The following is a 17,634-nucleotide window of genomic DNA, read 5'->3' on the forward strand; positions in this document are numbered from 1 at the left end:
GGCGGTCAGCGTCCCGCCAGCTTGGTCTGGATCAGCTGGGCAAACTGACCTACATCGTGCAGTGACTCCAGCTCCGCAGTTCGAAAGCGGATGCCAAAGCGCACTTCGGCCGCGACGATCAGGTTGACGTGCGCCTGGCTGTCCCAGCCTTCAATGTCTTCGGCCGTGGTTTTGGTGGTCAGTGCAATGTCATCGTTGTCGAACACATCCCTGAAGACTTGGTTCAACGTGTGCAGGATTTCTGTTTCGGTCATGTGTTGTTCACCTTGATAAAGTGTGTGGAAGGAAGGTTCGATGTCAGCGCATACTGCCAGAAGGTCGAGCCCGGATCAGTGCCTTGCGGTGCCGGCCGCGCCACAAAACCCAGCCGTTGGTAATGCCCGGCGACCATGCCGTTGCGCGGCGTGGCGCGGTATTGGCCGATCAGCGCCTTTTTGCCACGCTGCGCTGCCGCAGCCGCCAACACGCCCAGCACAGCTTCCTCAACCTGCCGGCCGAGCACGCGGCAGCTCATGAGCCAGGTGTCAATTAGCAGCTCGTCAGGCAGCAAGCCCGCATCGGGCCGCGCCAGCAGCACGCTGATCAGGCCGTTGTCGCCAAACTTGTCTGACAGGCGCAGCGCCAGCGCCACCGCTTGCGGGTCGCCGGCGAGTTGTGCTACCTCGGCTTCGGTGTAACGGCGCGTGGTCAGGTTGAACTGGTTGGTCTTGTTGATCAGCTGCGTCACGCGCGGCAGTTCGGCCTTGCCGACCGGTGCGGCGGTCAGCGTCATGTCCAGGCCGCGCAGATAGCCGGCGATGTCGGTGGACTCGCCCAGCGCCGCTTTGCGTTCGGCGTTCAGCGCATAGCTGCGTCCACGCGCGGCGTCGTCCAGCGTGAAGGACACGGGCTCGAAATAGCCGGCTGCAGCAAGGCAGGAGGGGTAGCCGGACACGTCCTCGGGCAGTTCCGGCACAGCGACTTCGGGCAGCTCGCGCCTGACGATGTCCCGCTCAGCTGGGTTATCGTCGACAAACACCAAGCTGTCCAGACCGATGTCGAGCATGCCAGCGATACGGCGCAGGTTGCCTGCCTTGTCGTCCCAGTTGGCGACAAAGGCTGCAATGTCGGCGCGCCGGAGCGCCATTTCCGGATGAGCAAATCCTGCCTCGGCCACGGCCGCGTCGTTCTTGCTGCACACCGCCAAAATGATGCCGCGCTGCGCCAGCAGGCCGGCGTAGCGCTGAAAGGCCAGATACGCCTCGCCGGTCGGGTTTCCCTGGCCCAGGCGGATGCCGTCCAGGCCGTCATCACCGATCACGCCGCCCCACAGCGTGTTGTCCAGGTCGAGCACCAGGCATTTGCGCGACAGGCCAGCCACGGCAGCGGCAATGCGCGCCAGCAGGTCGCCGTAGACCGGCGCTAAGGTCGGGCTGACCAGCTGCTTGGCCTGGTGCCAGCGGACCGGGTCGGCGATGCCCTGCCCGTGACCGCCCTGCGCCGCTGTCCAGGCGAGGTCGAGCAGCAATACGCCGTCCTGCCGCGCTGCGGCGCGAATGCCGGCGTTGAGCCGCTCAATCACCGCATGCGGCGCGGCCGGAACCAGCCCTTCAAAAGACCCGAAGACCGGCGGGTCGGCGGGCACCAGGGTCTGCTGCACCACCTGGGCGGCATGGCGCTCGCGCGCCTGGCGCCACAACAGCCGCAATTCGTCGACACGGGCTTCGACGGCGGCGGCGACTTCGGCCTCGGAGGCGTTCAGCGGCAACTGCAGCGGTGCGTCGCGGGCGTCCAGCGCCAGCACCACCACCTGCGGCGCAAAGTCGGCCAGTTCGGCATTGCCTGCCAGCAGCGCCTGCCGGTACTGTCCGTAGGGCGCCAGCCAGGTCGAGAGGGCCAGCCGGCGCTGCAGCCCGGCCACGCGGATGGCCGGCAGCAGGTGGTCTACGGTGTGCGATGCCAGGATCGCCATGCGCAGCAGCGTGAAGCCGCTGGGGTGCTGGGTTTTTTCCTCAGCCAAGCTGGCAAGCCCTTCGGCGGCCAGGCGGTCCAGGCGGCCCGTCAGGGTGAAGTCGCGCTGGAATCCGGCCAGACGGGCCGCCAGCGCCAGGCGCACCGCCGGGTCTGCCTCTTGTCGCGCTTGGCTGATGGCTGCGCCGAGGTCGGGATGTTGCACAAGCCAGAAAAGTGAGTCCACTGAAAATTGCTCCGGGTGAAGGTCTGAAGGAAGGTCAGAATTGGAAATAAAGAAACTCGGTAGGCGCGGCCGAAAATGCGCGGGCCAGCGCAAAGAAGCCGAGCACGCCGACAGCAATGCCGATGGCAGGCGCAGGGCGCCAAGTGATGACGGACAGCGACTTTTCCAGCCAGTGTTCGCGCGGCCGCCAGTTGAGTGCGGTGCGGTAGTGGCGCATCCATTGCTGGGTGTTCGGCAAACTCCAGACAAACACCATCAGCAACGCGATAGGCGTGAAATCGGAGCGCGCGATCTGGCCGAGCGATTGCAGCAGCGTGAGGTTCACCATGGGCGCGATGAAGGCATCGACCACCGGCACCGTGTTGCTCAAGCCGGTCATCCCAGCCAGCACGGACAGTGCAGCGGGCACGTCGGCCGCACGAAAAAACACCATGGCGACGACCACGCATAAAAAAGTCAGCAGTACAGCGCTGGCCCGGTGCCAGGCAACTTCGCTGTCGAGCTTCCAGCCGCGTGTCGCCTTGAATGCCCGCCAGCCATGGGCCACCACGAGGTAAAAACCGTGCAGCAGCCCGAACACCACGAACTGCCAGCCGGCACCGTGCCAGACGCCCGAGATGAACATCGTCAGCGAGGTTGGGTAGGCGACCAGCGCAAAAAAGGTACCCCCTGTCATCTTGCCCCGGCGCGGCGGCGGCTTGCCCGCCGCCATCCGGGCACGGGTGACCCGCAGCACAATGGGGTTGTAGATATAGGCGGTCAGAAAGCGCGTCAGCGTCATGTGCCAGCGCGACCAGAATTCGATCACGTTGCGCGCCTTGAAGGGGCTGTCGAAGTTGGCCGGCAGGCTGATGCCAAACAGCAGGCCCAGTCCGATGGCCATGTCGGTGTAGCCGGAAAAATCGAAATAGATCTGCAGGGTATAGCTCAGCGCACCGGCCCAGGCGTCATGCATCGAAAGCGCCATGCCACCGGCAGCGGCGGCAAAGACCGGGGACGCAGTCTCCCCCAGCGGGTCGGCCAGGATGACCTTCTTGAACAGTCCCAGCAAAAACAGCGTGGAGCCCAAGGCGATGTTGTCCAGCCGGGGCCGGAAATGGGCAGGATCGCGGAACTGGTCGAGCATTTCGCGGTGATGCGTGATGGGGCCTGCGATCAGCTGTGGAAAAAAGGTCATGAACAGGCTATAGCTCAGGAAATCGTGTTCCACGACCGCGCCGTCGTGGGCATCGACCAGGTAGGCGATCTGCTGGAAGGTGAAAAACGAAATGGCCAGCGGCAGCACAATCTCGTTCATCGACCAGCCCAGGCCAGTGGCCTGGTCAAGCGTGCGCACCAGAAAACCGGTGTACTTGTAATAGCCAAGCAATAAAAGATTGGCCATGACTCCCAGCACCAGCGCAACCCGGGACGGGCGCTTGAGCAGGTAGCCGCCCAGCAGGTAATTGAAGGCCATGCTGCCCACCAGCAGCGGCACATAGCCCGGGTTCCACCAGCCATAAAACACCAGCGATGCAATCGTCAGCCAGACGCCCGCCAGTCGCTGCTGGCCCATGCCTGCCAGCAAAAAAAATCCCAGTAGCACCAGGGGCAGGAATCCGGCAATAAAAATGGCAGAGTTGAAAAGCACTGCAGTCTCCTTGGGGAAACGGCGCTGGGTTGACCGCGCAGCAATTGATGAAGTTAGGTAGGCCAGTCGTTCGCGAAAAACGAACGCGCAAAGGCAGACCGAAAAAATTCAGAGATCAGCAGGGGGGGTAATGAAATGTCTCAAGTCACGCAGTGGCAAGGCGTTCCGTGAGAAACGCAAGGCGCGTGACGCAAGGGGTAACAACCTAAGGCGGCGTCACTGAGCAAAAATAGCCGCGTGGTAACTCGCGGCCGCGACACAGGGCTGCCGTGGTGGAGGATTTGTTGCCGCGTATTTGCATGGTGTAACTGTACGCTTCAAAAGCGTGGGTAATAGCGCATGCCGATAGCCCGAACGTACTGTTTTGCATGTCTTTATCAAGGAATTTTTAGCAAATGCAGGGCTTGAGAGTTGGTTTTGAAGGCTGGGTGTCCGTTAAAAACAAACAGCCTGTTCAAGTAACCGAACAGGCTGGTGGAGTGCATTTCAGGTGCTGGCCGGAAATTCGGCCAGCACCTGAAGTTTTCAATACTTCCAGAAAAACCGGTCGTCAATCTGTCCCGTCGCGCTCAGGTACTTGAGCTGCTTGAGCCGGGTGAAGGGCCGCGCACTGAATGTGGCAGCGTCGATGCCGATGCGCTCGTAAATATCATGCAGTTGCTGCGCGCCCTTGCGTGCGTCCCAGGCGCACTGAAAACCGTGCAGCTTTTCATGGATCTTGGCAAAGCTGACGCGGTAGCTGCGGTTGTCGCCGCCTGCCTGGCCAAAGCTCAACTCGCAGCCTGGATAGACGTCAGCGACGATCTGGGCGATTTCACGGACCTGGTAGTTGTCCTCGTCATGGCCGACGTTGAAGATCTCGTTGTGGATTGCATCCTGCGGCGCTTCCAGCGCGCTGGCCACGGCCTGGCAGATGTCGAGCACATGCACCAGGGGACGCCACGGCGTGCCGTCGCTGGTCATGACGATCTTGCCGGTGGTCGCGGCTATGCCGCAGAGGTTGTTCAGCACGATGTCAAAGCGCATCCGTGGCGAGGCGCCGTAAGCGGTCGCGTTGCGCAGGAAGGTCGGCGAAAAATCCGGCGAGGCCAGCGCCATCACGTCGCGCTCGACCAGTGTCTTGCATTTCGCATAGGCCGTCTGCGGATTGGTCGGCGACAGCTCGGTCATGGGCTCGTCGCCGGTGGACACGCCATAGACGCTGCAGGACGAGGTGTAGACAAAGCGCTTGGCACCCGCCGCCTTGGCGAGTTCGGCCAGCCGCACCGAGGCCTGGTGGTTGATCTGGAAGGTGAGTTCCGGAACGTTTTCGCCCAGCGGATCATTGGACAGTTCGGCCAGGTGCACGACCGCGTCAATGCCCTCGAGGTCTTCGGCCTGGATGTTGCGGATGTCGCGGTTGACGGTGCGCGGGAAACCCGGCACCAGCTGGCTGTCACTGAACAGCCAGCCGTCCCGGTAGTAGCCAGTGTCCAGGCCGACGATTTCATGGCCGCGAGCCTGAAGAAAAGGGGCGAGCAGGCAGCCGATATAGCCTTCGACGCCAGTGACGAGCAGTTTCATTTGTTTTCTCCTGAGGAGGTTTCTGAGTATTCGGGGAAGAAGCGCGCCATCTGTTCACGCCAGAGCTGGTCGCACAGCCGGTTCTGCGGCAGTTCGACATCGTCAAACGTGAGCAGTGCGTCCTTGGGCACATCGCGCTTCAGGGTGCAGCCTTCGGCCAGGCCGATGGGCAGCAGGTTTTGCGACCGGGCGGTGTCGGCGTTTTCAGCCAGGCCGTACGTCATGTAGCCGCCCAGGCCGTCAATGGACTCACCCGCCTTCAGGTCGATCTTGGCCGTGGCCAGCACTTCGACGCAGGGTGCGCCCAGCGGGGACAGCGCGGCGTCCTGGAAGAGCACGGCCCGCGCGACGGTGTTGGGCACCTCGAAATGGCACAGGTGGTAGGGCGTGTAGAAGCAGTAGAGCGGTCCGTTGCCCAGCTTGTAGAGCGACAAATAATGCTTTTGCTGCGGATGGTCGTGCGTGCCCAGCACGAACACGCCAGGGCCGGGCATGGCACCGACAACATAGTCAACGATGCCCGGGCCTTCAATCATGGCTTCGAGCGGGTAGCGCTCGGCGACCTCCTGAATGGGCGTGCCGGGGGCGACGGTGGGGCCGTACATGCCGCGCTGGCCGACCCGCATGCCGGTGCCGTTGGCGACGATGGCGTTCTCGAACGAGATCTTGGTGCCGTCGGCGAACGACGTGACCATGGCCGGATTCTGGCCCCACTGCCGGGCAAAGCCTTCCTGTGTGGTCGGGTTGCGGTAGGGGTCGTGCAGCCCCTTGATGTTGCCGCACATCACCGGCTTGACGCCAATGCCTTTGACAAAGCGGTACAAATTCATCATCACGCCCGGCTGGTCGCCGTCGGCGGTGGTCAGCACCACGCCGGCGCGGTCGGCATAGGTTTTCAGGATGGGGCCGATGGTCCCGTCGATCTCGGCATTCATCAGCACGACATGCTTGCGGTGGGCAATGGCTTCGAGGGTCACATGCGCAGCATGCTCGATGGTGCCGGTGACTTCGATGATCGCGTCGATGCCAGCGGCGCGGCACAGCAGCATGGCGTCTTCGGTGATGGCCGGCACGCCGGACTCGATGGCGCGTTCCAGCTGGGTGACCGTCTCGACGACGCAAACGCCTGAAACATCGGCCTCGCGGTAGGCGCGCCGGGCACCTTCGAGCGTGCGGTTGGCAATGGCGGCCACGCGCATGCCGGGCACCGACAGGGCAATCTGCAGCGCCACGCCGCGTGCCATGAATCCGGCGCCGATCAATCCGACGCGGATCGGCCGTCCTTCGCGTGCCCTTTGCGCCAGGGCGGTGTCAACAATGATCATGCCGCCACTCCTTCGGCCACGAAGGCGGGCCAACTGCGGTCCTTGTCGGACATGTCGATCACCGGCACCGGCCAGGCGATGCCGAACGCCGGGTCGTTATGCCGGGCGCCGCGTTCGGACTGCGGCGTGTAGAAGGCCGACACCTGGTAGGTGACGGCCGCATCGTCTGTCAGCGTGACAAAACCATGGGCAAAGCCCTTGGGCACCAGCAGCATGCGGCCATTGGCTTCACTCAGTTCCACGCCGATCCACTGGCAGTAGGTGGGCGACTCGGGGCGAATATCGACAATCGCGTCCCAGATCGCGCCCTGCACGCAGCGCACCAGCTTGTCCTCGGCATTCGGCGCCATCTGGTAGTGCATGCCGCGCAGGGTGCCCGCCCGGCGTGTCAGCGACATGTTGGTCTGCACCATGCGGGTCGGCAGGCCATTGGCCTCGAACTCGCGTTCGCAATAAGTGCGGCCGAAATAGCCGCGCGCATCTTCGCGCCGCTCCATGTCGACGAGGGTCGCGCCAGACAGCGCGGTTTTAGTGAAAATCATGGGTTGCCTTGAAAAACAGGGGTATAAAAAATCGGAAGTCCGCACTCACCAGGATTTCCAGGGTGCCTTGTCCGCAGCCCACAGGGATTCGAGCGTCTGCTTGTCGCGCAGCGTGTCCATCGGCTGCCAGAAGCCTTCGTGGCGAAAGGCGGCCATCTGGTGGTGGGCGGCCAGGTGCTCCATGGGACCGCGTTCCCAGATGGTGTCGTCGCCTTCGATCAGTTCGACCACTGTTCGGTCGAGCACAAAAAAGCCGCCGTTGATCCAGGCACCGTCGCCGCCCGGCTTTTCCTTGAAACTCGGCACCAGCGCGTTGTCGGCATGCAGGTTGAAGGCGCCGAAGCGGCCTGGCGGCTGCACTGCCGTCACTGTTGCCAGCACATTTTGCTCACGGTGGAAGGCGATCAGCTTGGTGATGTCCACATCGCTGACGCCGTCGCCGTACGTGCAGCAGAACGGCCCGTCGTTCAGGTAACGTGCCGCGCGCCGGATGCGCCCGCCGGTCATCGTGTCCAGTCCGGTATCGACCAGCGTGACCTTCCACGGCTCGGTCGAGGTGCGAAGCATGGTCGTGGTGCTGTCGCGCATGTCAAAGGTGATGTCGGCCCCGTCCATGGCGTAGTCACGGAAAAACTGCTTGATCAGGTGGCCTTTGTAGCCGCAGCAGATCACGAAGTCGCTTACGCCGTGCGCCATGTACATCTTCATGATGTGCCAGATGATCGGCCTGCCGCCAATCTCGACCATGGGCTTGGGGCGAACGGCGCTTTCCTCGCTGATGCGCGTTCCCAGTCCACCGGCCAGAATCAATGCCTGCATTTTAATTTCCCTTTTGTTAATGTTGTTGTAAGCGCACGGGGCGGCTTGCCCCTAGTGCGCAACCTTGCCCTGGCCAAACATTCCGGCCAGAAAATTGCCGTCTGCTGACTGGCTGACAGATGCTGTCGTGCCAGGTGGCGTCAAAGCGCTGATGTCCTGCGGTATTTCGGCTGCCTTTTCGAGACTCTGAAAAGGCAATTCGCTGCCTACCAGTTCAGCCAGCACCCGCACACGAATCGGCGCGGCCGGATCGTCGGGGAACTTGCGGGCAAAAAAAGCGGGCGTGGCCTTGAGTTGCTCCATGGCCTGTTCGTCGATTCTTCCCGGGTGCGCATGGTCGAATCGCTGGATGTAATGGTTCATCGGACCCTTGGCGGGTGCGACATGCATCAGCAAGGTGGGAATCAGGAACTCGTCGGCAATGCACAGCCGGCTGAAATAGTCGCGAACGCCGGGATGCAGGAATTTTTCCAGCATGGCGGCCACGACGTGGCGACTGGCACCGAACCAGGTCGAGCCGTAATAAGGCCGGAATTTCTCGTTGAAAATATGCTGCCCGATCGATGGCCGGCTGAGCGCCTTGAACAAGCCCAGCGCCACCAGCGCCAGAATGCTTTTCTTGCCGCCACTGTGCAGCCAGATACCGGCCTCGTCGCGTCGGCCACTTGCCGCGTCAAAGTAGGCATTGCCCAGTCGCCGCACGATCCGGTGGCGTAACGATTTTTCAGGCGTCAGGGCTCTGTAGCCAACCGACATCAGTGCGTCCTGGTCGGCAAACAGGTCAATGCAGTCAAAATGGGCTTCCTCGCGGCCCGAGATGTGTGTCTCGAAAGCTTCAATGGATTTGATGGGCAGGCAACTCGGGCTGAGCAACTGAAGATAGTCAAACTCCAGGTTGGCCAGTGCGTACTTCATGGAGTGGAAAATCCCGTCTACAAACCCGAAGAAAGCCCAACCCGTGCGCTTGGGATCCGGGACAAACCGGACGTTCGGTGCGGTCAGCACAAAGTCCGGCGTCTGGGAAAAATCATGGTGAACCAGCACCGTATGGGGTGCCAGTGAATGCGCCAGTTGGTCAAGCGTTTCTGGCTTGCCAACTGCAGACATCACCAGAAAAACAATATTGGGTTTCATTTTTTAGTGTTTGTTGACGGCTTTTGGGGATTCAAAGAGCGGTCCGTAGGTCTGCCAGGCATGTCGTTGCATTAACAAATCCGTTCAATCTGATGCCTGAAATTGCGGGTCGGTGCATTACGTTTTTGCCTAATTCGTGAAGATTTGTTGATTGGCTTAAGTGTTTGCGAAAACAGTAAAAGTCGTCAATCTCATGAACGGACTAATCAGGTCTCATAAATGGACTATTGACAATTTCAAAAACAACCATTTCCGGGGAGGAAGATTCTCATCCGCTGCTTGAATTCACGTCGGAAAGCCGATGGCAATCGTTTGACATCAAACCGTGGATGTTCATCGCCCAGGTGATACGCAATCAAGGTTGTTTCGAAAAAAGCAGGTAACTTACACCTGGCGTCAGCCGTGTGATGCGGCAGTTGCCAACGGCAGTCTTGGCAAGGGCGAAATTTGACCCTGGATGCCACATTAAAGCCATTGCAAACCGGCGAAACTTGCTATTGAAAAAATAGCAAAAAACACCTCAGGGTGAGGTGAAATGCCCGATTGCTTCAAAAATTCGGCATGCGCGGGCTGCCGGCGCCGCGCAGCCGACGCAAATCCATCTGCTGGGCGACAAAGCCATCGAAAGCAGCGAGCAAGGGCTGGAGCCGTCCGGCGTTCGCGTGCAACTGGGCGAGTGCTGCGCAGGTCGCCTCCAGTGTTGAAAGCTGTTCGGGCCGGTGCGCCTTGCGGATCAGGTAATGCGACGCCCCGACGTCCTGCAATGCCAGGCGCGGCAGTTGCTGCAGCAGCGGGTTGGCGTACAGCATCTTGAGGCTCTTGCGCCAGGTGCCGTCCAGTACGACCAGCCGCAGTCGGGCAGGATCGTCCAGGTCGCCCGGGGCAAGCTGCCTGGGCGTAATGCCTGGCGTCTGGTGTTGCGGCGTTTCCGGGTAAAGCAGCAGGTTGAGCTTCGCGCTGCCCGGGGCGCCTCCGGTGCCTGGCGGATCGGCCAGCAGGGCGGGCAGGTCATCGAACACCTCGCCCGTCACCAGCCGGCTGCCCGGCAGGCTCAGGTGCAGCAGCCGCGCAGTGCCCTTGGGGTTGTCCACTTCCAGCGGATGCTGCAGGATCAGCACCTCGACCGGATGCTCGACAGGCGTGGCCCAGCGGCAGATGCAGGCGCTTTGCGGGCGCAGGCAAATGGCGCAGGCCAGGCGTTTGCGGGGGGTGGGTGTCATGGGCAGGTTTGTGCGTGGCGCAACTTATTCACTATCAAAAAGAGAGCTATAGGTAGAGGCTGGACGTGCGCTTTAGCCTTATTTAATTAATAAAAGAGAGACTACGCAGGTCACTTTTCAGGTTGCCGCACAAAACATAACCTCTGTCATCGGGACCAGGATCAAGTCCGGGGCAGGGAATGCAGTCCGCATCCTGTCGCCTTTCAGCTGCGCGCCGGCAGCACGGTTCCCCGGCATTCGCCAAAGCCGATGCGTGCGGCGCCGGCTTTTTCGCACCAGCCGTGAATCACCACGGCGTCACCGTCTTCCAGGTAGCTGCGGCTTTCGCCATTGGGGAGCAGCAGCGGGTGCTTGCCGCCGGTGGTCAGCTCGATCAGCGCACCGGCCTGGTCGAGCGTCGGGCCCGACAGCGTGCCGCTGCCGAACAGATCGCCGGGCTGCAGGTTGCAGCCGTTGACCGTGTGGTGCGTCACCAGCTGCGCCACGGTCCAGTAGGCATGGCGGTAGCTGGTGCGGCAAATCGTGGCGTTAGTCTGGCCGGCTTCGCGCATCCTGGGTGTCAGCAGGCCGACCTGCAGCTGGATGTCGAGCGCGCCTTGCTGGCGGTTCGCCTCGGAGTCCAGGTAGGGCAGGGGCTGCGGGTCTGCTTCAGGGCGCACGAAGGCGGTGCGGTAAGGCGCCAGCGCTTCGAGCGTCACGATCCACGGGGAAATCGTGGTGGCGAAGTTCTTCGACAGGAAAGGCCCGAGCGGCTGGTATTCCCAGGCCTGCAGGTCACGCGCCGACCAGTCGTTCAGCAGGCAGAGGCCGAACACATGGGCTTCGGCCTGCATGATGGAAACCGGCTCGCCGAGCGCATTGCCAGAGCCGATAAAAATGCCCAGTTCGAGTTCGATGTCCAGCTTCTTGCTTGCGCCGAACACCGGTTGCGTGGCGCCGGGCGGCAGCGTCTGGCCCACGGGGCGGTGAAAGCTTTGGCCGGACACACCAATGCTCGAAGCCCGGCCATGGTAGCCAATGGGCACCCATTTGTAGTTCGGCAGCAGCGGGTTGTCGGGGCGAAACTGACGGCCAATGTTGGTGGCGTGGTGTACCGAGGTATAAAAATCGGTGTAGTCGCCGATGCGTGCCGGCAGGCCGTATTCGGCTTTGGACTGCGGCACCAGGCAAGCGGCCAGCACGGCCTGTTCGGCTGCGCCCTCTCGCAAGGCGCGTGACAGCGCCAGGCGCAGGGCATGCCAGGCGTCAGCGCCCAATGCCATCAGGGCATTGAGCGTGTCCTGCGCGCCCGCCTGCGCCGCCATGGCCGCCTCGCCGCTGAACACCCCAGTTGCTGCCAGTGCCGCCAGGTCCAGGATCTGGTCGCCGATGGCCACGCCGCCGCGAAAGGCCTCAAGCGTGCCCTGGCGGCGAAAGACCGCGAACGGCAGGTTCTGGATCGGAAAGTCGGTGCCCGCCTGGTGGGCGGACGCGAGCCAGCTGCGCAGCGCCGTGTCGTGGGTTTCGTCGAGTGGCGTCAGGGTTGTCATGGGCTTTATTGTCCGGCCATGCTGCCGTCATGCATCCAGCGCGCATGCTGGGGCGCTTTCTTGGTCACGGCCCATTCGTTGAGCATGTCCCACTTGGCCTCGTCGAGCATCTTCGCCATTTTCGGCGTGCCGGTGTTGGCGCACAACTCCAGCCGGTGGCCGCTCGGGTCAAAGAAGTAAATGGACTTGAAAATGGTGTGGTCCGTCGGGCCCAGCACGTCAATGCCGCCGGCCTCCAGCCGGGCCTTGGCGTCCATCAGGGCGTCCATCGATTCAACCTGCAGCGCCAGGTGCTGCGTCCACTCGGGGGTGTTGGGGTCGCGGCCCATGGGCGGCTGGGTCGGCAGCTCGAAAAAAGCCAGCACATTGCCATTGCCGGCATCGAGAAAAACATGCATGTACGGTTCGGGCGCCTTGGTCGAGGGCACTTCGTTCTCGGCAATCGCCAGGATGAATTTCATGTCCAGGTACTTGCCGTACCACTCGACGGTTTGCTTGGCGTCCTTGCAGCGGTAGGCGACGTGGTGGATTTTCTGGATGTTCATGATGACCTCAAACGTTGGGTTGTCAGGGGGTGACAGGCTTGCACAAGTGTCACAGGTCGCGAAGCGCGGCCTGAACATGGGTTTCAAACAGCCGGGCATCGGCCAGTGCGTTGGCATTGAGCAAGGCCAGTTTTACCAAAAACAGTTCGGTCTTGCCAGGACCGGCCTGGTCAATGGCGCTCGCCAGGGCGTCGTACACGGTTTCCAGACCGGCAAGGGGCAGGGTATTTTTGTGGGCAGTCATGGAGGCAATCCGGTTCACTGGGGCAGGGCGATGTTAAAGGCGGCTTGCAGGCGCGTGGCGTCCAGCGTCAGCCAGCGCGCGCAGACATGCTGGTCGGGCCGCAGCAGGAAGGCGGCGCCACTGGCCTGCACGCCGTAGCGCTGGCGGAAGTGGCCGTCGGCGTCTGCCAGCGTCAGGTCGGCGCCGTCCACGGGCTGCGTGGCGCCCACGGCTGTCACCCTGAGAGGCACACCCCGGGCGCGGGTGGCCGCGATCACCTGCCGCAAAGCTTCGGGAATCGCCGCTTCCTGCGTGAAGTACAGCAGCTCAAAGCCGCCGCCCAGGTGGTCGAGCAAAAAGTCGTCGGGCGCCAGGCGAATGTTTTGCGGCGGCGCGCCGTGGGCTGGTCCCGAACTGAACAAAGCGTTGTCGTCGCCCCGGCTGTTCAGCATTGAGCCGCTGTACGCGTGCGGACGCGAGGTGCGCCAGTGATAAAGCGGCCGCACGAATGCCTCTGTCAGCGACAGCGACAGCACCGCATCGCGCAGCAGCCGAAAGCCCCGGCTCGGCGGCGCCATGAAGCGCGTGCTCTTGCCCGCTTCGTCGATGATCTCGCGCGCCGCGCCGACGCGCTCGGCGCTGTGGCTGGCCAGCAGCTTGTCGCTTGCCAGACCGCGCACGACAAAGGCCAGGTGCCAGCCTAACGATTGCGCGTCTTGAAACGCCGTGTTCGCGCCGCGCACGCCGAAGATCGGCAGCAGGTGCGCCGCGTCGCCGGTGAAGACCACGCGGCCCTGAACATAATCTGGCAATGTCAGCGTACGGGCTGAATAGACTGAATTCCAGTCCATTTCCCACGGCGTGCCGGCGTGGCCGATCATGGCCAGCTGCGCATCGATGCGTCTCTTGAGCGACGCCGGTCTGAGCGCCTGCTCGGGCGTTTCGCCGGGTGGCAGCTGGTAGTCCACGCGCCAGATGCCGTGCGGCTCGCGGTGCATCAGGATGGTGTTGCCGGGGTTCCATTCGGGGTCGAAATAAGCCAGGCGCTCGGTGGGCAGCGGCAGGTCGATACGGATGTCGGCGATGACGAACAGGCCCTCATACGACGAGCCTTCCATCTGCAGCTTCAGGGCCGCGCGAATGTCGGACCGGCCCCCGTCGGCGGCCACCAGCCAGTCGGTTTCCAAGGTGTAGGGGCCTTCGGGCGTATCGATGCTCACGCGGGCCAGGCCGGGCGCCTGCGCCACGCCGACGACCTTGTTGCCCCAGCGCAGGTCAATCAGCGGGCTGGCCTGGCAGGCGTCGATCAGGTATTCCTCCAGGTACTGCTGCTGGATGTTGAGCATTGGAAAGAAACGGTCGTCCGCGTCGTGCGGCGCTTCCATGCGGAACACGCGCTGACCCCGGTAGTAGGAGTTGCCGAAGCGCCAGGGCAGGCCGTTTTCGCTCATGCGGCCGGCCACGCCCACCTGCTGCAGGATTTCCATGGAGCGGCGGGTGAACACGATGGCGCGGCTGCCCTGCGAGACCTGCAATTCTGGCGTCAATACCACGCTGGCCACGCCCAGACGGGCCAGTTCCAGCGCCGTCACCATGCCGGCCGGGCCGGCGCCGGCAATCACCACCTGTTGGCGGCTCTGCGCTGCATGCGCCGAGGGCAGCCACGCTTTGAACACCTGGTAGTGGTAATAAATCGACGGGCGGGCTTGGGTGGCGGGTTGGTGCATGGAGGTTTGGGTGCGCTGATGATGCTAACTGGTTGCGTATACAACCATTATTGAAGGCTTTAACAATATCGACCTCGGTAATTACCCTGTTGTTTGACTCAGGTTTTTCGGACGCTGGCGTGGCTTGATGCCCCCGTCAGGCAGCGGCGGCTGGCCTCACGTATAGTGATTCGTTGACCATTTTTTCTGAACGTCTGGCGCTGCGATGTCCTCCCCACCTGATTCGATTTCTCTCGAACGCATGTTCACCCACCGGCTGCACACGCTGTCCAAGCTCACCGACCGGCTCACCCAAAGCGCTTACCTGAGCGATGCGGGCATTGCCTTGAGCGAAGGGCGCTGTCTGTCGGCCATTGGGAGTTTCACGCCGCTGTCGATCAAGCACCTGGCCTATCGGGCCAACCTGGACAAGGGCCAGGCCAGCCGCGCCGCCCAGTCGCTGGTCGACCAGGGCCTGGTGTTGAAACAGGCCAGCATCACCGACGGGCGTGGCGTATTGCTGACCCTGACAACGGCGGGCGAGGTGGTGTGCGAGCGCCTGATGCGCGTCATCGGCCGGCGCAATGAAGAAATCGTTTCATGCCTGAATGCCGCAGAGCGCGGGCAACTCGACAATTTGCTCGACCGGCTGGTTGCCCATGCGCGAACGGCGGTTGAGGGCGATACAGGCGCTGATAAGTGAAATGGGAGAGGCGCGACATGGGCTTATTCCCCAGTGAAACCGGCTTCAGGGTGAGTACATACCCCAGTTGTGAGCGCAACCATATTTTTCTATCATCGGCCTGCCTTGTCTGCCCGGTGATGCATTCCTTCGCTGAAACGGTGCAGATTTTCCTGATCTGAATGACCTGACATCACTGGAGTTTTCATGCACTACCCCCGCACCCTGCGCCGCTGGATCAGCGTCGCCCTGCTGGCCTTGCCGCTGGCAGCAGTTGCAGCGTATCCGGAAAAATCCATCGAATGGGTGGTTCCCTACCCGGCAGGCGGCGGCTCGGACGTGGTGGCCCGAATTTTGTCGCTGCCCATGAGCCGGACGCTGGGCCAGCCCATCATCATCAACAACAAGCCCGGCGCGGCCACCAACATTGGCGCCGACTATGCCGCCAAGGCCAGGCCCGACGGCTATGTCATGCTGACCGGCGACACGGCCACCATGGCGGCCAACCCGGCGCTGTATTCAAAGCTCAGCTACAACGTCGAAAAAGACTTCACGCCGGTCGGCCTGATGGCCCGCTTCCCGCTGATCCTGGTGGTCAACCCGGGTGTGCCGGCCAAGAACCTGACCGAGTTCATGGTTTGGGCTAAAAAGCAGCCCGATGGCGTGAACTTCGCCACGCCGGGCGCCGGCAGTCCGCACCACCTGGCGACCGAATTGTTCCGCGAACGCAGCGGGCTCAAGATGGTGCATGTGGGCTACCGGGGTGCGGCTCCGGCAGTGCAGGACGTGATTGGCGGCCAGGTGCCGATGATGTTCGTCGACACCGCCAGCGGCTACCAGCACATCCAGTCCGGCCGGCTGGTGGCCATTGGCGTTGCCAGCCCAAAGCGCATTGCCACCTTCAGCACCCTGCCGACGCTGGCCGAACAGGGCTTGAAGGGCTTTGAAGCCTATGCCTGGCAAGGGTTGGTGGTGCCTGCCGCCACGCCGCCCGAAGCTGTGAACGCGCTAAGCAAGGCCTTGCTGGCGGCGCTGGACTCTACCGAGGTCAAGGCGCGCTTCCAGACGCTGGGGCTGGAAGCAATACCCAGCACGCCGGCGCAAATGGATGCCTATGCCAAAGCCGAGCGCGAAAAATGGGCCAAGGTGATTCGTGCCAGCAATATCCGGCTGGATTGAAACGGCAAGCTTGTTTTGCTATAAAAAGCAGAGCTGTAGATGCAACTGAGGAAAGCGCTGAAGGCAGATTTGGCTTATAAGGCAGCGCTTGACCTGACTGCCAGCTTCTGCGCAACCGCGCTTACCAGCGCAGCACGCGCGGCCCCAGCAGCGCGCCGGCCAGCGTCGGAATCGCAATGCCCAGAACGTACCAGACCGCCAGAAAGGGCGCGGCCGATTCCGGGCAGTGCAGCGAATACACCAGCGCGCCCAGCGCTCCGGACAGCAGGCCAGCACTGGCCCCGGCCAGCGCCAGGCGTGTCGGCGCCAGGCCCTTGAGCGCCCACAGCGTGGACGCGAACAGCGGCAGCGAGAGCAGCGCGATGTTGAAGGGGCAGCTTTTCCATGTCTCGCCCAGAATCAGCCCGGCGCGCTGCGGCGGCGCTGCATTGACCAGCGCCAGCGCAGCGATCAGCCACAGCAGCACCACCGGCAGGGCCAGCGCGGCATTCACCCGTCCCAGCCGCATGCCGGGGCGGGCCAGCCGCTCGGCGGCGACCAGCCCGGCCAGCGCCAGCGCGGCCGCAAAGCCCGGCTTGAGCCAGAACATCAGCGTGCCGGCCTCTTCGGCCAGGCCAGGGCGAATGCCCAGGACCATGACCAGCAGCAGCATCGCGCCTGGCAGGCCCCAGCCCATGGCCAGCGCAAAGCGCCGGCCGACGCTGTTGGCCGGCACCGGCGCGACCCCGGCCGACAGGAGGCTGACAAGTTCATCGGTTTTCATGCAATTCCCCTGATTTTGGCGGCCAGCGCCTTCAGGCCCCGGTGCACGCCGATCTTGATGGCCGACTCCGACATGCCGGTCAGCTGTGCCGCCTCGACCACGGACAGGCCTTCGATCTTGACATGCACGATAGGCAGGCGCTGGCGGTCGGGCAGCCCGGCCAGCAGCGCGTCGAGGTCTCTTTTTGCCTCCCTGGCTTCGGTGTCGGACGCGGCAAACAGTTCCAGCTCGTCGTCCAGCGGAACGTTCAGCGACTCGCCCGAGGCCCGGGCGCGCAGCAGGTCGATCAGCTTGTAGCGTGCAATTGCATGCACCCAGGCGGTCAGGGGCTGGTCGGTTCGGTAGGTGTGTCGCTGGTTGTGCACCGCGATCAGGGTGTCTTGCACGATATCTTCCACTTCATCGGTTCGCTGGAACAGCCGCTTCCGGAAATAAGCCCGCAGGTGTGCGCTCAATGCTTTCAGGAACTGGTGGTAGGCCGCTGCATCGCCTTCCAGGCCTTGCAGCATCAGGCCGCGTAACCGGATTTCGGTGTCGGTGAACCGGCGGTCTCTTTCTTGTATTCGGTCCATGCAGGCTTTGGGTTACAGCGTCGATA

The 17,634-nt window shown here is 62.7% G+C and carries 17 protein-coding genes; 2 read left to right on the top strand and 15 right to left on the bottom strand.

Annotation, left to right across the window (positions count from 1 at the left end):
* Nucleotides 1-5: 5 nt before the first annotated feature.
* The 13 genes from IWX87_RS00225 to IWX87_RS00285 all read right to left on the bottom strand — a co-directional run bounded on the left by IWX87_RS00225 (nucleotide 6) and on the right by IWX87_RS00285 (nucleotide 14,433).
* Nucleotides 6-254, bottom strand: a complete 249-nt coding sequence (locus tag IWX87_RS00225) for an acyl carrier protein (RefSeq protein WP_196861504.1) — start codon at nucleotides 252-254, stop codon at nucleotides 6-8.
* On the bottom strand, nucleotides 251-2,176 hold the full coding sequence (locus tag IWX87_RS00230) for an HAD-IIIC family phosphatase (protein ID WP_196861505.1): 1,926 nt from the start codon (nucleotides 2,174-2,176) through the stop codon (nucleotides 251-253). The genes IWX87_RS00225 and IWX87_RS00230 overlap by 4 nt, the downstream gene beginning before the upstream one ends.
* Nucleotides 2,177-2,210: 34 nt before the next feature.
* The gene (locus tag IWX87_RS00235; RefSeq protein ID WP_196861506.1) at nucleotides 2,211-3,806 is read right to left on the bottom strand and encodes an MBOAT family protein; all 1,596 of its coding nucleotides are present in this window, start codon (nucleotides 3,804-3,806) and stop codon (nucleotides 2,211-2,213) included.
* A 525-nt stretch (nucleotides 3,807-4,331) separates the two neighbouring features.
* Complete coding sequence (locus IWX87_RS00240; protein WP_196861507.1) at nucleotides 4,332-5,369, bottom strand: NAD(P)-dependent oxidoreductase; 1,038 nt, start codon at nucleotides 5,367-5,369, stop codon at nucleotides 4,332-4,334.
* On the bottom strand, nucleotides 5,366-6,694 hold the full coding sequence (locus tag IWX87_RS00245; RefSeq protein ID WP_196861508.1) for an NAD(P)H-dependent oxidoreductase: 1,329 nt from the start codon (nucleotides 6,692-6,694) through the stop codon (nucleotides 5,366-5,368). The genes IWX87_RS00240 and IWX87_RS00245 overlap by 4 nt, the downstream gene beginning before the upstream one ends.
* Entirely contained in the window at nucleotides 6,691-7,236 is a 546-nt protein-coding gene (rfbC, locus tag IWX87_RS00250; RefSeq protein ID WP_196861509.1) for a dTDP-4-dehydrorhamnose 3,5-epimerase, read from the bottom strand. Before rfbC ends, IWX87_RS00245 begins: the two co-directional genes overlap by 4 nt.
* A gap of 45 nt (nucleotides 7,237-7,281) precedes the next feature.
* Nucleotides 7,282-8,055 (bottom strand): glucose-1-phosphate cytidylyltransferase, encoded by a 774-nt coding sequence (gene rfbF, locus IWX87_RS00255; protein WP_196861510.1) that lies wholly within the window; start codon nucleotides 8,053-8,055, stop codon nucleotides 7,282-7,284.
* A gap of 51 nt (nucleotides 8,056-8,106) precedes the next feature.
* Entirely contained in the window at nucleotides 8,107-9,189 is a 1,083-nt protein-coding gene (locus IWX87_RS00260) for a beta-1,6-N-acetylglucosaminyltransferase (protein WP_196861511.1), read from the bottom strand.
* 548 nt (nucleotides 9,190-9,737) lie between these two features.
* A complete protein-coding gene (locus tag IWX87_RS00265) occupies nucleotides 9,738-10,409 on the bottom strand; it encodes a tRNA-uridine aminocarboxypropyltransferase (protein WP_196861512.1) in 672 nt (223 codons plus the stop codon).
* Between the two features lie 203 nt (nucleotides 10,410-10,612).
* Nucleotides 10,613-11,938: a fumarylacetoacetase gene (gene fahA, locus IWX87_RS00270; protein ID WP_196861513.1), complete on the bottom strand. Its 1,326-nt coding sequence runs from the start codon at nucleotides 11,936-11,938 to the stop codon at nucleotides 10,613-10,615.
* Between the two features lie 5 nt (nucleotides 11,939-11,943).
* A complete protein-coding gene (locus IWX87_RS00275) occupies nucleotides 11,944-12,483 on the bottom strand; it encodes a VOC family protein (RefSeq protein ID WP_196861514.1) in 540 nt (179 codons plus the stop codon).
* Nucleotides 12,484-12,532: 49 nt separating this feature from the next.
* Nucleotides 12,533-12,727 (bottom strand): DUF2783 domain-containing protein, encoded by a 195-nt coding sequence (locus IWX87_RS00280; protein ID WP_196861515.1) that lies wholly within the window; start codon nucleotides 12,725-12,727, stop codon nucleotides 12,533-12,535.
* A 14-nt stretch (nucleotides 12,728-12,741) separates the two neighbouring features.
* Nucleotides 12,742-14,433, bottom strand: coding sequence for an FAD-dependent monooxygenase (locus IWX87_RS00285; protein ID WP_196861516.1), 1,692 nt, complete (start codon nucleotides 14,431-14,433; stop codon nucleotides 12,742-12,744).
* Between the two features lie 205 nt (nucleotides 14,434-14,638).
* Here IWX87_RS00285 and IWX87_RS00290 point away from each other — a divergent pair, with 205 nt between their 5' ends.
* Both IWX87_RS00290 and IWX87_RS00295 read left to right on the top strand, forming a co-directional pair.
* The gene (locus tag IWX87_RS00290) at nucleotides 14,639-15,115 is read left to right on the top strand and encodes a MarR family winged helix-turn-helix transcriptional regulator (protein WP_196861517.1); all 477 of its coding nucleotides are present in this window, start codon (nucleotides 14,639-14,641) and stop codon (nucleotides 15,113-15,115) included.
* Between the two features lie 186 nt (nucleotides 15,116-15,301).
* Nucleotides 15,302-16,273, top strand: coding sequence for a tripartite tricarboxylate transporter substrate binding protein (locus tag IWX87_RS00295; RefSeq protein ID WP_196861518.1), 972 nt, complete (start codon nucleotides 15,302-15,304; stop codon nucleotides 16,271-16,273).
* Between the two features lie 121 nt (nucleotides 16,274-16,394).
* Here the strand turns inward: IWX87_RS00295 and IWX87_RS00300 are convergent, their stop codons facing one another.
* Together IWX87_RS00300 and IWX87_RS00305 are read right to left on the bottom strand one after the other, a co-directional pair.
* Nucleotides 16,395-17,036, bottom strand: coding sequence for a DUF1109 domain-containing protein (locus tag IWX87_RS00300; RefSeq protein WP_196861519.1), 642 nt, complete (start codon nucleotides 17,034-17,036; stop codon nucleotides 16,395-16,397).
* Nucleotides 17,033-17,608 carry a sigma-70 family RNA polymerase sigma factor gene (locus IWX87_RS00305; RefSeq protein WP_196861520.1) on the bottom strand — a complete coding sequence of 192 codons (576 nt, stop codon included), beginning with the start codon at nucleotides 17,606-17,608 and terminating at the stop codon, nucleotides 17,033-17,035. The genes IWX87_RS00300 and IWX87_RS00305 overlap by 4 nt, the downstream gene beginning before the upstream one ends.
* Nucleotides 17,609-17,634 lie beyond the last annotated feature (26 nt).

Source organism: Polaromonas sp. CG_9.7, assembly GCF_015752205.1.
GTDB lineage: Bacteria > Pseudomonadota > Gammaproteobacteria > Burkholderiales > Burkholderiaceae_C > Polaromonas.